Origin of the sequence: Pseudacidovorax sp. NFM-22 (genome assembly GCF_021401245.1) — a bacterium.
Taxonomy (GTDB): domain Bacteria; phylum Pseudomonadota; class Gammaproteobacteria; order Burkholderiales; family Burkholderiaceae_C; genus Xenophilus.
In genome coordinates this window covers 17,455-31,511 of sequence record NZ_JACBFY010000004.1, presented here as the reverse complement: position 1 = coordinate 31,511, position 14,057 = coordinate 17,455, and the positions used below count along the sequence as shown (strand labels likewise).

11 protein-coding genes are annotated in these 14,057 nt (G+C 71.3%); 9 read left to right on the top strand and 2 right to left on the bottom strand.

Annotation, left to right across the window (positions count from 1 at the left end; translation table 11 throughout):
- Positions 1-55: 55 nt before the first annotated feature.
- A complete protein-coding gene (locus tag L0984_RS15020; protein ID WP_234194445.1) occupies positions 56-538 on the bottom strand; it encodes a cyanophycin metabolism-associated DUF1854 family protein in 483 nt (160 codons plus the stop codon).
- Positions 538-2,820, bottom strand: a complete 2,283-nt coding sequence (locus L0984_RS15015) for a cyanophycin metabolism-associated ABC transporter (protein ID WP_234194444.1) — start codon at positions 2,818-2,820, stop codon at positions 538-540. The genes L0984_RS15020 and L0984_RS15015 overlap by 1 nt, the downstream gene beginning before the upstream one ends.
- A gap of 133 nt (positions 2,821-2,953) precedes the next feature.
- Between L0984_RS15015 and L0984_RS15010 the strand changes: the two genes are divergently transcribed.
- The 9 genes from L0984_RS15010 to cpaB all read left to right on the top strand — a co-directional run bounded on the left by L0984_RS15010 (position 2,954) and on the right by cpaB (position 14,052).
- Positions 2,954-5,203 (top strand): cyanophycin synthetase, encoded by a 2,250-nt coding sequence (locus L0984_RS15010; protein WP_234194443.1) that lies wholly within the window; start codon positions 2,954-2,956, stop codon positions 5,201-5,203.
- A 14-nt stretch (positions 5,204-5,217) separates the two neighbouring features.
- Complete coding sequence (gene cphA / locus L0984_RS15005) at positions 5,218-7,797, top strand: cyanophycin synthetase (protein ID WP_234194442.1); 2,580 nt, start codon at positions 5,218-5,220, stop codon at positions 7,795-7,797.
- A 176-nt stretch (positions 7,798-7,973) separates the two neighbouring features.
- On the top strand, positions 7,974-8,360 hold the full coding sequence (locus L0984_RS15000; RefSeq protein ID WP_234194441.1) for a hypothetical protein: 387 nt from the start codon (positions 7,974-7,976) through the stop codon (positions 8,358-8,360).
- Positions 8,361-8,432: 72 nt separating this feature from the next.
- Positions 8,433-8,825, top strand: coding sequence for a hypothetical protein (locus L0984_RS14995; RefSeq protein ID WP_017757397.1), 393 nt, complete (start codon positions 8,433-8,435; stop codon positions 8,823-8,825).
- 138 nt (positions 8,826-8,963) lie between these two features.
- Positions 8,964-10,199 (top strand): L,D-transpeptidase Cds6 family protein, encoded by a 1,236-nt coding sequence (locus tag L0984_RS14990; RefSeq protein WP_234194440.1) that lies wholly within the window; start codon positions 8,964-8,966, stop codon positions 10,197-10,199.
- 325 nt (positions 10,200-10,524) lie between these two features.
- Entirely contained in the window at positions 10,525-11,766 is a 1,242-nt protein-coding gene (locus L0984_RS14985; protein WP_234194439.1) for a L,D-transpeptidase family protein, read from the top strand.
- A gap of 510 nt (positions 11,767-12,276) precedes the next feature.
- Positions 12,277-12,456: a Flp family type IVb pilin gene (locus tag L0984_RS14980; protein WP_234194438.1), complete on the top strand. Its 180-nt coding sequence runs from the start codon at positions 12,277-12,279 to the stop codon at positions 12,454-12,456.
- 44 nt (positions 12,457-12,500) lie between these two features.
- Positions 12,501-12,992, top strand: a complete 492-nt coding sequence (locus L0984_RS14975) for an A24 family peptidase (RefSeq protein WP_234194437.1) — start codon at positions 12,501-12,503, stop codon at positions 12,990-12,992.
- 55 nt (positions 12,993-13,047) lie between these two features.
- Positions 13,048-14,052, top strand: coding sequence for a Flp pilus assembly protein CpaB (gene cpaB / locus L0984_RS14970; RefSeq protein WP_234194436.1), 1,005 nt, complete (start codon positions 13,048-13,050; stop codon positions 14,050-14,052).
- Positions 14,053-14,057 lie beyond the last annotated feature (5 nt).

Genomic DNA, 14,057 nt, shown 5'->3' with positions numbered 1-14,057 from the left:
ATGCAGAAATCTGGATTTGATGCAGTTTATCGAATTTGATGCGGAACGAGCCAGCTCAGAGAAAGCGCTCCAGCAGCTTGCGCGAGGCGCGGTCCAGCGTCAGCGGGCGCGAGATGCGGAAGTGCACGCCGTGGGCGCTGGTGATGAGCAGGCCGCCGTCTTCGAGCCGGCGGATGTCCTCTTCGGCGCGCAGCACGAAGCGGGTGTCGCCGCGATCGGTGCGCACGGTCCAGGTGCTGGGCACGGCGAAGGTGGAGACGTCCACCAGCTGCTGCAGTTCGGGCGCGAAGTCGCGCGGCGCCAGCGCCTCGTCGAGCAGCGCGCGCGTGGCGGGCGGGAGCGCATCGGTGCGGGCGATCCAGCAGCGCTCGCGGCCGTCGGCGCCCACCAGCGACACGCCTTCGCCGGGCGCGCTCAGGGGAAAGGCCCGCACCGGCACGACGGGCTCGGCGCGGCCGGCGGGGCCAGTCCACAGCAAAGTGCCGAGGGCATCGCGCTGCAACTGCAGCGTGGCGTCGTTCAGGGCATCAACGGACATCAGGCACCTCCGGCAGGATGGGCGGCATGGGTGTCGAGCGCCACGGCCACGGAGGCGATCTCGGCCACATCGGCCTCGGCCTTCTCCTCGTCATCGGCCTGGCGCTGCTGCGCCTGGTAGAGCCGCCAGTAGGCGCCCTGGCGGGCCATGAGCTCGTCGTGCGGGCCGACCTCGACGATCTCGCCGCGGTCCATCACCACCAGCCGGTCGGCCTTGCGCAGCGTGGACAGGCGGTGGGCGATGGCGATGGTCGTGCGGCCCTTGACCAGGTTGTCCAGCGCCTTCTGGATCTCCTTCTCGGTCTCGGTGTCGACGGCCGAAGTGGCCTCGTCCAGGATCAGGATGCGCGGGTCGATCAAGAGCGCGCGGGCGATGCTGATGCGCTGGCGCTCGCCGCCCGACAGGCCCTGGCCGCGCTCGCCCACCAGCGAGTCGTAGCCCTGCGGCAGGCGCAGGATGAAGTCGTGCGCATGGGCGGCGCGCGCCGCGGCCACGATCTCGTCGCGGCTGGCGTCGGGCCGGCCATAGGCGATGTTCTGCGCGATGGTGCCGAAGAAGAGGAAGGGCTCCTGCAGCACCAGGCCCACGTGCCGCCGGTAGTCGGCCACGGCGAAGCGGCGCACGTCCTGGCCATCGACCAGGATGGCGCCCTCGCTCACGTCATGGAAGCGGCAGATCAGGTTGACCAGCGTGCTCTTGCCCGAGCCGCTGTGGCCGGCCAGGCCGATCATCTCGCCCGGGCGGATCTGCAGGTGGAGGTCGCGGATCACCGAGCGCGCGCCGTAGCGGAAGCCCACGCCGCGCAGTTCGATGGCGCCCTGCACCTGCGGCAGGCGCACCGGCTGCACGGGGTCGGGCACGGTGCTCACGTGGTCGAGGATGTCGAAGATGCGCTTGGCGCCGGCCGCGGCCTTCTGCGTCACCGAGACGATGCGGCTCATCGAATCGAGCCGCGTGTAGAAGCGGCCGATGTAGGCGATGAAGGCCGTGAGCACGCCCACCGTGATGTGGTCGCGCGCCACCTGCCACACGCCGAAGGCCCACACCACCAGCAGGCCGATCTCGGTCATCAGCGTGACGGTGGGCGTGAACAGGCTCCAGGTGCGATTGAGCCGGTCGTTGGCCTGCAGGTTGTGGGTGTTGGCGGCGCGGAAGCGCTCGGCCTCGCGCCGCTCCTGCGCAAAGGCCTTGACCACGCGGATGCCCGGGATGGTGTCGGCCAGCACGTTGGTGACCTCGCTCCACACGCGGTCGATCTTCTCGAAGCCGGTGCGCAGCTTGTCGCGCACCACATGGATCATCCAGGCAATGATGGGCAGCGGCACCAGCGTGACCACGGCCAGCAGTGGGTTGATCGACACCAGGATCACCGCCGTCATGCCGATCATGATCAGGTCGGTGAGGAAGTCCAGCGCATGCAGCGAGAGGAAGACGTTGATGCGGTCGGTCTCGGAGCCGATGCGCGCCATCAGGTCGCCGGTGCGCTTGCCGCCGAAGTAGTCCAGCGGCAGGGTCAGCAGGTGCTCGTAGGTGGTGGTGCGCAGGTCGGCGCCGATGCGCTCGCTGACCAGTGCCAGCAGGTAGGTGCGCGCCCAGCCCAGGCCCCAGCCCACCAGCGCGGCGCCCAGCAGCCCGCTCAGGTACAGCGCCACTTCGCCGGGGGCGATGGGCTTGCCGTTCTGGTAGGGGATCAGGATGTCGTCCATCAATGGGATGGTCAGGTAGGGCGGCACCAGCGTCGCACCCGTGGCCAGCAGGGTCAGGGCAAACCCCCAGAACAGCTGCAGCCGGTAGGGATGCGCAAAGCGCCACAGCCGCAGCAGCACCCAGGTGGAGGGGGCGGACTGCAGCTCGGTGTCGACCGCCTCCTCGACCTCGGCCGCCTCGGGCTGCGCGCCGCCGCCGCGCAGTTGCTCGAACAGCCGCACCAGCCGCACGGCGGCCGCCTGGCCCACGAGGGTGAAGCGCCAGCGCGCGAGCAGGCCCTGTGGGCCCGCAAGATCCAGCGTCGCGACGCCGGCATGCTCGGCCAGACGCAGCTGCAGGCCCGGCGCCGCCAGGGGCCAGACCCGCGCGCGGCCGTCGGGCGAAACCTCGCGCAACTGGGTCGGGGTCAGGTGCAGCTGGGTTTCCTGGACGAAGTGCAGCGCCTCGTCGAGGTCAACCAAAAGGGTGACCAGAACGTTGTCCGACACCGGCACGCGGCTTTCTCCGACAGCAGGGACGCGTGCCGCCGAGGCCGATTCGCCCCCTGGGGCACCGACTGAATCGTGATTTGTCATTCGTTGTGTTGGATGGTCGAGGACCTGTGGCAGGTCCCACCCGCGCGCCGGTCGGGCGCCGATTCTCTCCACTGACCCGGGCACGCCGGACGGCGTCCCTGCCCGCTTCCATCGAACGCCTATCAACGCATCCATGCCCCGTTTCGACGACATCCGCCTGCTGCGCATCCGCTACCTGCGCGGCCCCAACGTCTGGACCTACCGCCCCGTGCTGGAGACCTGGCTGGACCTCGGCCCGCTGGAAGACTTTCCCTCCAACAAGATCGAGGGTTTTCCCGAGCGGCTGACGGCCCTGCTGCCGGCGCTGATCGAGCACCACTGCGGCGTGGGCGAGCGCGGCGGCTTCCTGCAGCGGCTCACCGAAGGCACCTGGGCCGGCCATGTGCTGGAGCATGTGGTGATCGAGCTGCTCAACCTGGCCGGCATGCCCACCGGCTTCGGCCAGACGCGCAGCACGTCGAAGCACGGCGTCTACCGCATGGTGTTCCGCGCCCGCGAGGAGCAGGTCGCCCGCACCGCCCTGCATGAAGGCCACCGGCTGCTGATGGCGGCCATCAACGGCGATGCCTACGACGCCGCCGAGGTGCAGAAGGCCGTGGCCACCGTCAAGGCCAAGGTGGACGAGTGCTACCTGGGCCCGAGCACGGCAGCCATCGTGGCCGCCGCCACCGACCGCGGCATCCCCTCGCTGCGGCTGAACGACGGCAACCTGGTGCAGCTGGGCCATGGCGCCCGCCAGCAGCGCATCTGGACCGCCGAGACCGACCACACCAGCGCCATCGGCGAATCCATCGCCAGCGACAAGCAGCTGACCAAGTCGCTGCTGGCCAGCTGCGGCGTGCCGGTGCCCGAAGGCCAGGAAGTCGGCTCGGCCGAAGAGGCCTGGGAGGCCGCCGAGGACATCGGCCTGCCCGTGGCCGTCAAGCCCGTGGATGCCAACCATGGCCGCGGCGTCTCGCTGGACCTGCGCACCCGCGACGAGGTGCTGGCCGCCTTCGCCGTGGCCGAGCCCGAAGGCAGCGGCGTGATGGTGGAGCGCTTCGTCCGCGGGCAGGAGCACCGGCTGCTCGTGGTCGGCGGCGAGGTCGTCGCCGCGGCGCGGGGCGAGATCATCACCGTGACCGGCGATGGCCGCGCCACCGTGGCCGAGTTGATCGAGAGCCAGCTCAACAGCGACCCGCGCCGCGGCTCGGAAGAGGAGTTCCCGCTCGACCTCATCGTGCTGGCCACCGACGCCAAGCTGCAGCTGGAGCTGCAGCGGCAGGCCTTGACCGGCGAGTCGGTGCCCGAGTCGGGCCGCGAGATCATCATCCAGCGCAACGGCAACCTGGGCGTGGACTGCACCGACCAGGTCCATCCCGAGGTCGCCTATGCCGCCACCCTGGCCGCGCGCGCCGTGGGCCTGGACATCGCCGGCATCGACCTGGTCTGCGAGGACGTCGGCCGGCCGCTGCAGGCGCAGGGCGGCGCCATCGTCGAGGTCAACGCCGGCCCTGGGCTGCTGATGCACCTGAAACCCGCCGTGGGCTCGCCGCGCCCCGTGGGCCGCGCCATCTGCGACCACCTCTTCCCCGAATCCGACGACGAACGGCCCGGCCGCATCCCGGTGGTGGGCGTGGCCGGCTCGCGCGAGAACGCCGTGCTGGCCCGCCTGGTGGCCTGGCTGGTGGGCCTGTCGGGCCGCCATGTGGGGCTGGCCTGCCGCGACGGCCTGTTCCTGGACCGCCGCCGCGTCGACACCCGCGACAGCGCTCACTGGGCCGCCGGACGCCGGCTGCTGGTCAACCGGCAGGTCGAGGCGGTGGTGATCGAGAACGGCGCCGCCACCATCCTGGCCGACGGCCTGCCCTACGACCGTTGCCAGGTCGGCATCGTGACCGACCTGGAAGGCGCCGATCAGCTCGCCCACGAAGACATCACCGAGAGCGACCAGATGGTGAAGGTGCTGCGCACCCAGGTCGACGTGGTGCTGGACTACGGCACCGCCGTGCTCCATGCCGCGGATGCGCGCGTGGCCGGCATGGCGCCGCTGTGCGACGGCGACGTGATCCTGTACGCCGCCGATCCGCAGGCCGCGCCCCTGGCCACCCACATGGCGGCCGGCGGCAAGGTGGTCACGGTACGGCAGGACCGCATCGTGCTGGCCCATGGCACCAGCGAGTCCTTCCTGCCCGGGCTGGGACGGCTGACCGTGTGGAGCGCCCACCATGCCGGCGTCGGCATCGAGAGCGTGCTGGCCGCCGTGGCCGCCGCCTGGGCCATGGCCATTCCGTTGAACCTGATCGGTGCCGGCATCGAGGCCTTCGAGGCCGACCTGCAACTGGCCACCGCCTCGCTGCAGCTGGACCAGAGCCAGCCCGCCCAATCGCTGCAACTCGCCTGAGACGAGGCCGCCCCATGGACATCATCCGTACCCGTGCCCTGCGCGGCCCCAACCTGTGGAGCCGCCACACCTGCATCGAGCTGGTCGTCTCCTGCAGCGCCGTCGAGCAGGCCGTCGAGCAGATCCCCGGCTTCGAGCCGCGGCTGCGCGCCCTCTTCCCCACCATCGGCGAGCTGCACCCCGTGGTGCTGGGCCATCCGCTGACCGCCGCCCATGTGCTGGAGAACGCCGCCGTGGCGCTGCAGGCGCAGGCCGGCTGCGAGGTGATCTTCGGCCGCACCACGCGGGCCCGTGAGGAAGGCATCTTCCTGGTGGCCGTGCAGTACACCGAGGAGGCCGTCGGCCGCCGCGCGGTCGAGATGGCCACGCAGCTGCTCAACGCCGCCATCGATCCTCAGGGCAGCGGCAGCTTCGACTCCGCCGCCGCCATCGCCGAGCTGCGCGAACTGGACGAGGACGAGCGCCTGGGCCCCAGTACCGGCTCCATCGTCGATGCGGCCGTGGCGCGCGGCATTCCGTACCGGCGCCTGACCACCGGCAGCCTGGTGCAGTTCGGCTGGGGCGTGCGCCAGCGCCGCATCCAGGCCGCAGAGGTCGACGCCACCTCGGGCATCGCCGAATCGATCGCGCAGGACAAGGAACTCACCAAGCAGCTGCTGCATTCGGCCGGCGTGCCGGTGCCGCTGGGCCGGCCCGTGAGCAGCGCGGACGACGGCTGGGCCGCGGCGCTGGAGATCGGCCTGCCCGTGGTCGCCAAGCCGCAGGACGGCAACCAGGGCAAGGGCGTGACGGTGAACATCGCCACACGCGAGCAGTTCGACGCCGCTTACGCATCTGCCGCGCACTACGGCGAAGTGATGGTCGAGAAGTTCCTGCCCGGCTTCGACTACCGCCTGCTGGTGGTGGGCGACCGGCTGGTCGCCGCCGCCCGGCGCGATCCGCCGCAGGTGATCGGCGATGGCCACAGCACGGTGCGACAGCTGGTGGACGTGGTCAACCAGGACCCGCGCCGCGGCGAAGGCCATGCCACCTCGCTCACCAAGATCCGGCTGGACGACATCGCCCTCGGCCGGCTGGAGGCGCAGGGCCTGACGCCCGACAGCGTGCCCGCCCTGGGCCAGCGCGTGGTGCTGCGCAACAACGCCAACCTGTCGACCGGCGGCACCGCCACCGACGTCACCGACACCGTGCATCCCGAGATCGCCGCCCGCGCGGTGGATGCGGCGCAGATGGTGGGCCTGCACATCTGCGGCGTGGACATGGTCTGCGAGAACGTCATCCGCCCGCTGGAGGAGCAGCACGGCGGCATCGTCGAGGTCAATGCGGCGCCGGGCCTGCGCATGCACATCAGCCCCTCCTTCGGCCGCGGCCGGCCGGTGGGCGAAGCCATCGTGGACCAGCTCTATGCCGATGGCGACGACGGCCGCGTGCCGGTCATCGCCGTCACCGGCACCAACGGCAAGACCACCACCACGCGCCTGATCAACCACCTGCTGGCCGCCAGCGGCATGGTCACCGGCATGACCAACACCGACGGCGTCTACGTCAACGGCCGCCAGACCGACAGCGGCGACTGCAGCGGCCCCAAGAGCGCCCGCAATGTGCTGCTGCATCCCGAGGTGGAAGCGGCGGTGTTCGAGGTGGCGCGCGGCGGCGTGCTGCGCGAGGGCCTGGGCTTCGACCGCTGCACCGTGGCCGTGGTGACCAACGTGGGCAGTGGCGACCACCTCGGCATGAACTACATCCACACGGTGGAGGACCTCGCCGCCGTCAAGCGGGTGATCGTGCGCAACGTGGCGCCCACCGGCTGGGGCGTGCTCAACGCGGCCGACCCGCAGGTGGCCGCCATGGCCGGCGCCTGCCCGGGCCATGTCATCTACTTCGCGGCCGACCGCCAGCACCCCGTCATGGCGACGCACCGGGCCCAGGGCAAGCGCACGGTCTACGTCGACCGCGACACGCTGATCGCCGCCGAAGGCGCCTGGCGCGAGCGCGTGGCGCTGCGCGACGTGCCGATCACGCGCGGCGGCACCCTGCCCTTCCAGGTCGAGAACGTGATGGCCGCCGTGGCCGCGGCCTGGGCCGTGGGGCTGGACTGGGACACCATCCGCCGCGGCCTGGCCAGCTTCAAGAACGACGCCGCCGGCGTGCCCGGCCGCTTCAACGTGATGGACTACAAGGGCGCCACGGTCATCGCCGACTACGGCCACAACACCGACGCCATGAAGGCGCTGGTGGCGGCCATCGAGACGCTGCCGGCCAAGCGCCGTTCGGTGGTCATCAGCGGCGCCGGCGACCGCCGCGACGAGGACATCCGCGACCAGACGGCCATCCTGGGCGAGGCCTTCGACGACGTCATCCTCTACCAGGACGCCGCCCAGCGCGGCCGAGCCGACGGCGAGGTGATCGCGCTGCTGCGGCAGGGCCTGCAGGGCGCCCGCCGCACGGCCCATGTGGAAGAGATCCGCGGCGAGTTCCTGGCCATCGACGCGGCGCTGGCGCGGCTGGCGCCGGGCGACCTGTCCCTCATCCTCGTCGACCAGGTCGAGGAGGCGCTGGCGCATCTGGCGCAGCGCATCGCCAAAGCCGACTGAAACGCCACCCTCGGCCGCGCAGACGGTCGGGGGCGGCGTGCGACCTGTCCGACACCGGCGGTCGCCGTCGGCGCGAATCGGCTCGCAGCCGCGTCCCACAGCGGGACGACGGAGGGCCTGCCGATAGTCCAGGGCATCGAACAACGACGCCCCTCGCAGGGCGACTGGATGTGCCCATGACCCTTTCCCCCCGTGCCTGGCGCCAAGCCGCGCTCCGCGGCGGCCTCGCCGTCGCCCTGGCCGCCTCGGCCTGGACGGCCTGGGCCCAGCCCGCTCCCGACTGCGACAGCCGCCAGGATCCCGCCGCCTGCCGCCGCGAGGCCGGTGCGGCGCGCGAGGAAGCCCGCCGCGGCGGACTGACCGCCCCCGCGGAAGGCAACGCCGGTGCCAACGCCATGGCGCGCTGCCAGCTTCAACCCGCGGCCGACCGCGCGGATTGCGAAGCGCGGGTGCGCGGCAGCAGTGCGGGCACGACCACCACCGAAGGCAGCGTGATGGGCGGCGGGATCATCCGCGAAACCGTCACGCCAATCCCCGCGGCGCCGGCTACGCCCCGACCCTGATTCCCGTCAAGGCGTCGTCCGCAGCACGCTGATTCCATTCCTTTCCTGTCCACACTCACCAGGAGCAACGCCATGAAGAAGACCCTTCGTCACGCCGGCTTCGCACTGGCCCTCGCCACCGGGGCCCTGTTCGCAAGCCCCTTCGCTCAAGCCGCCGATAGCGGCACGTACAGCCAGGAGCGCGCGATGTGCGGCCACATCCAGCAGGATCGCGCCGCCTGCATCCGCGAGGCGGGCGCCGCCGCACAGGCCGCACGCCAGGGCAACCTGAGCAGCGCCAACGCCGACACCTACCGGCGCAACGCCCTGGCGCGTTGCCAGCTGCACCAGACCAGCGTGGACCGCGCGGCCTGCGAGGCGCGCGTCACCGGCCAGGGCGACACCACCATCGACGGCAGCGTGCTCGGCGGCGGACTCATCCGCGAGACCGTGACCACCCTGCCGCCGACCCGCATGCCCCGCTGATCGGGCCCGCCTTCCTCACGACGCCCCTTTCCCGTTGCGGATGGCAACAGGAAAGGGGCGTTCATGTGTGGATAAAAGTAAACAATGCGTGGAAGGGCGACACTACAATCCGCCGGTTCCGATAGAGCCCCTGCCCGCATGTCCAAGACCGCAGCCGCCCAGCCGCCTCGATCCGCTTCCCGCATCCCGTCGCGTCTGCTGGCCGTTGCGCTGGCCTGCGCCCTGCCCTTCGCGGCCGCCTGGGCGGACGAGTACGACAACGTCGAACAACTCATCCAGCAGCGCAAGTTCGACGAAGGCCTCGCCCAGGCCGACAAGTTCCTGCGCGAGAAGCCGCAGGACCTGCAGATGCGCTTCCTCAAGGGCGTGGCCAATCTCGAGGCCGGGCGTCGCCCCGAGGCCATCGCCATCTTCGAGCAGCTCACCCGCGACGCGCCCAACCTGCCCGAGCCCTACAACAACCTGGCCGTGATCTACGCCGGCCAGGGCGACTTCGACAAGGCCCGTGGCGTGCTCGAGCGGGCGATCCGCACCAACTCCAGCTACGCCACGGCCTACGAGAACCTGGGCGACGTGTACGCCCGGCTCGCCAGCGAGGCCTATGGCAAGGCGCTGCAGCTCGACAAGAGCAATGCCGCCGTGCAGCCCAAGCTGGCCGTGATCCGCACGCTGTTCACCACGCCGAGCGCGGCCCTGCTGGCCGGCAAGGGCGCACCGGCGACCGTGGCCAAGGCACCGGCCGCAGCGCCCGCGGCCGCTCCGACGCCAGCCCCCGCACCGGCGGTCGTCGCGAAGGCACCGCCCCCGCCGCCCGCGCCCGCACCGGCTCCCACGGTGGTCGCCAAGGCTCCGGAGCCGGCCCCCGCACCGCCGCCTCCGGCACCCGCACCCGCCAAGCCGCCGGTTGCGGCACCGACGCCCGCACCGGCTCCTGCGGCAGTGCCTGCGCCAGCCCCGGCGCCTGTGCCCGCTGCCGCCCCCGCGCCCAAGCCTGCCGAACCCGCGCCCGCCCCCAAGCCGGATGCCAGCAGCGCCGCCCAGACCGAGGTGGCCTCGGCCGTCAGTGCCTGGGCCAGCGCCTGGTCCAAGCAGGACATGGACGGCTACCTGGCTGCCTATGCCCCCAACTTCGATCCAGCCGACGGCGCCAGCCGCGCCGCCTGGGAGAAGGAGCGCCGCGCCCGCATCGTGGGCAAGAGCAGCATCACCGTGCAGGTCGAAGGCCTGAACGTGGAGGTGCAGGGCGACAAGGCCACCGCCAAGTTCCGCCAGCGCTATCGCGCCGACCGCCTGAACGTCAGCAGCCGCAAGACGCTGGAGATGCAGCGTGTGCACGGCAAGTGGCGCATCGTGAAGGAAACCGTCGGCGGCTGAGGCCGGCGACACGCAACGGCTCCCGATCTTGGCGGACCGCTCCAGTTCCCTGAAGCCCTCCACGGCCTGGCTATGGGCCGCGGGCCTGCTCGCAGCATGCCTGCCGATGGCGGCACAGGCCGCTCCCGCGGAGCGCCATGCCCGGGGCAAGGCACCCGCCAAATCCGTCGCGGCGCCCGCCGCCCGTTCCAAGAAGGAGGCTGCGCGCGCCGCGCCTGCCCGCACTGCGGCAGCCGCCCCCGCAGGACGTACGGCGCTTCGCCGCACGGAGCGCACGCCCGTGCGGGCGGCAGCCCGCGCTGCCGTTCCGGCCGCCGCGGCCACGGTGGCCACTGCCGTCGCCACGAGCCGCGTCGTGGCGCATCCGCCCGCCATGGGCACCGTGCAGCCCGCCAACGCGTCCGCGGTACCGAGTGCGCCCAACGACGCGGGCCCGATCCTGCAGGCGGGGGGTGCCGCAGAGGCCCAGCTGATCGAGGTCTATCAGCTCTTCGGCCGCGGCGAAACGCAGCAGGCGCTGGACAAGGCCCGCGCGCTGGTCAAGACCTACCCCAATTTCCAGCTCGCGCAACTGGTGTACGGCGACCTGCTGGCCACCCGCATTCCGCCCAACACCGCCCTGGCCGACGCGGCCAGCCTGGCCCGGCTGCGCGGCAATCCCACCCTGACCGAACTGCACGAGGAATCGCGGCGCCGCCTGCAGGCCCTGCGCGACCGGCCACCGCCGGGCACCGTCCCCTCGCAGTTCCTGGCGCTGTCGCAACGCAGCCGCTATGCCATTGCCGTGGACGCCTCCCGCTCGCGGCTGTACCTGCTGGAGAACACGGCCAACGGCCTGCAACTGGCCGCGGACTACTACATCTCGGTGGGCAAGGCCGGCACGGACAAGCTCGTCGAAGGCGACGCCCGCACGCCGCTGGGCGTGTACTACGTCACCAGCAACCTGGATCCGCGCACGCTGAAGGACTTCTACGGCGCCGGCGCCCTGCCCATCAACTACCCGAACCCCTACGACAACATGCTGGGGCGCACGGGGAGCGGCATCTGGCTGCACGGCACGCCGCCCGAGCAGTTCTCGCGGCCACCCCAGGCCAGCGACGGCTGCGTGGTGCTGTCCAACCCCGACCTCAAGCAGATCCTGCGCAAGGTGCAGGTGGGCGCCACGCCGGTCGTGATCGCCCGCAGCCTGGACTGGGTGGCACCGCCCAAGGTGCGCACGCTGGCCGAGCCCTTCGAGACGGCGCTGAGCGCCTGGCTGCAGGCCCGCAGCGGCGGCAACGAGGAGCGGCTGCGCAGCTTCTACGCCACCGAATACCAGCGCGCCAGCCGCCGAGGCCCGGTCACCGTGCCCATCGACAACGTGCTGCGCCAGGAGCTGGCCACCGCCCAGGGCCGCAGCATCCAGCTCAAGGACACGTCGGTGCTGATGTGGCACGACAAGCGCGACACCGTGGTCGCCACCTTCGGCGAAGTGGTCGCCGGCGAACGCACCGGCCGCACCCGCCGCCAGTACTGGGTGCGCACCCCGGACAGCTGGAAGCTGTTCCACGAAGACATCCTGGGCTGACGCCCGCCGCGGCCCGCGAGGGCCGGTCACAGGCGCTCCCTCCGTGGCGCGATGCGTCCGCCGCGCTCGGCGCATGGCGTTTCGTCTGCATCGACCGGCTTTGTCCACCCCTTCCAGCAGCAGCTGACCCCGCCCAATGCCCCTACGGCGTGGGCGTGAACTATTCAACGTTTTCCCTTGCTTTGTGGCCTGAATGTCAAAAGGCGCGTTACGTAACGCATCGCGTGACACGGCCGTAACTGGGCGATTTCTGAAATGCATCTTTTTGGTGCATCTTGTTCAGCTGCAATTCAGGGAAATTTTTCCTTTGATTTCAACAACTTGAAGATCAGGCCTCATCCGTTTGGCTGATGCAGCCGATGACGGATGGCTGAAGCCACCGCAGTGACGGCTCCGGACGGCCTCGCAAATGTGAATACTTCCATCTTATTGATACAGGAAGTTACCGGAACCTAGCATGAACTCGCCTTCGGGCCCCTGTCGTTCTGCTACCACTTTGCGAGGTCAACCATGAAAGCTGCAATCGTTCGTTTCCTGCGTGATGAAGAAGGCGCCACCGCCATCGAGTACGGAATCATCGCGGGGCTGATGGCCCTGATGCTGGTCGCCATCTTCGGCACCGACGGCGCCGTCCAGACCACGCTGGAAGCCATCTTCACCAAGGTCAAGAGCGTCGCCACGGGTGCGTGAGCCACCTGGACCTGCCCGCTGCTCCAGAACGCGCCGCCTCGCCCATGCAGCCCCTCCTCCTGCTGTGGCTCGCCGGTGCGGTCTTCTGCGACCTCCGCTGGCGCAAGGTGCCCAACCTGCTGGTCCTGGCCGGCATGGTGGGCGCCTTGCTCTCGCTGGCGTTCGGCGCCGCGTTGCCGGGCCTGGACTGGCCTGCGGCACTCGTGGGCGCGGGCGCGGCCTTCGCCGTCCTGCTTCCCTTCTACGCCCTGGGCCTCATGGGCGCCGGCGACGTCAAGTTCGCCGCCGCGCTCGGCCTGTGGGTGGGTCTGGCGCCGCTGGCGCCGATCGCCATCGTCGGCAGTCTGCTCGCCTTCGCCCATGCGCTGGCCGTGCTCGCGCTACGGCGTTGGCCCCTCTTTCCCCGGCTGATGCTGGCGCTTTCCGGCCGCAACGCGGACGGCGCGGCATCGCCTTCGGCCCACCGGCCGATTCCCTACGCCGCCTACCTGGCGCTGGCTGCCCTCGGGTGGCTGGCATGGCGGGTGCCGCAATGAGCCGGGCGTACGCCGGCCGCGTCCCCCTCGACCCGAACTGAACCGCCCGCCCGCCATGCTCCGCTTCTCCAAGATCCTGGCCGTTCTCCTCGTGCTGCTGGCCGTGGCGCTGGCGGTGTATGCGTGGCTGCTGAGCCGCAACCCGGCGCCCGTCCGCACGGCGGCGGCACCCGCCGCCAGCGCCCCGGCTACCGCCGCGCCCGCCGCCACCTATGCGGTGGTGGTGACGAGCAAGGCCGTGCCGGCCGGCCAGCCGATCCCCGCCGACGCGCTGCAGCTGGCGCAGTTGCCCATCGACCCGGCCGGCGCCTTCCGCACCACGGCCGACGTGGCCGGCCGCGTGCCGGTGCTGGACCTGGGTGCCGGCACGCCGGTGCTCGAAGCGCAGCTGAGCACGGGCCTCGCCCTCAAGCTGGCCGAGGGCGAGCGCGCCGTGGCCGTCAAGGTGGACGAGGTCATCGGCGTCGGCAACCGCGTGACGCCCGGCGACTACGTGGATGTCTTCTTCACCCTCAAGGCCGATGGGCGAGACATCGAGCGCAGCCAGGCGCGGCTGCTGCTCGCGCGCCTGCGCGTGCTGGCCTTCGGTCAGGCCTCCCTCGACGGCAACGCCCACCGTGCGGACGCCGGCAACGGCCGCGTCAGCAGCGCGACCAGCGCATCCACCGGCGGCCAGCGCGTCGAAGCCGCCCGCACCGCCGTGCTGGCCGTGCCCGTGGCCGACGTGAACCGGCTGGTGCTGGTCGAGAACAACGGCCGCCTGCTGCTGGCGCTGCGCAATCCGGCCGACACCGCCGAGCCCGATCCGCGTCTGTTCGCCGACTTGCCGCCCGCACTGCAGCCGCTGCCCGCCGCGCGCGGCGACAAGGCCCGCGCGCTCCTCGACGGCATCGACCGCGCCCAGGCCGGCCTGGCCGTGGAGGACCTGGCCAACGGCGGCAACCGGACCGTGCGCCGGACCGTGGCCGCCGCTCCAGCCTCTTCGGGCGCACGCCCCACCCCGGCCGGCCTGGAGGTGGAAGTGATCCGTGGCGACCGTCGCGAGACGGTGCGCTACTGATCGCG

What these genes read in the sequence shown, in the direction of transcription:
- L0984_RS15010 (WP_234194443.1), top strand. Translation starts at nt 2,954, where the DNA reads ATGCCCCGTTTCGACGACATCCGCCTGCTGCGCATCCGCTACCTGCGC.
- L0984_RS14975 (WP_234194437.1), top strand. Translation starts at nt 12,501, where the DNA reads ATGCAGCCCCTCCTCCTGCTGTGGCTCGCCGGTGCGGTCTTCTGCGAC.
- L0984_RS14990 (WP_234194440.1), top strand. Translation starts at nt 8,964, where the DNA reads ATGTCCAAGACCGCAGCCGCCCAGCCGCCTCGATCCGCTTCCCGCATC.
- cphA (WP_234194442.1), top strand. Translation starts at nt 5,218, where the DNA reads ATGGACATCATCCGTACCCGTGCCCTGCGCGGCCCCAACCTGTGGAGC.
- L0984_RS15000 (WP_234194441.1), top strand. Translation starts at nt 7,974, where the DNA reads ATGACCCTTTCCCCCCGTGCCTGGCGCCAAGCCGCGCTCCGCGGCGGC.
- L0984_RS14980 (WP_234194438.1), top strand. Translation starts at nt 12,277, where the DNA reads ATGAAAGCTGCAATCGTTCGTTTCCTGCGTGATGAAGAAGGCGCCACC.
- L0984_RS15020 (WP_234194445.1), bottom strand. Translation starts at nt 538, where the DNA reads ATGTCCGTTGATGCCCTGAACGACGCCACGCTGCAGTTGCAGCGCGAT.
- L0984_RS15015 (WP_234194444.1), bottom strand. Translation starts at nt 2,820, where the DNA reads ATGACAAATCACGATTCAGTCGGTGCCCCAGGGGGCGAATCGGCCTCG.
- L0984_RS14995 (WP_017757397.1), top strand. Translation starts at nt 8,433, where the DNA reads ATGAAGAAGACCCTTCGTCACGCCGGCTTCGCACTGGCCCTCGCCACC.
- cpaB (WP_234194436.1), top strand. Translation starts at nt 13,048, where the DNA reads ATGCTCCGCTTCTCCAAGATCCTGGCCGTTCTCCTCGTGCTGCTGGCC.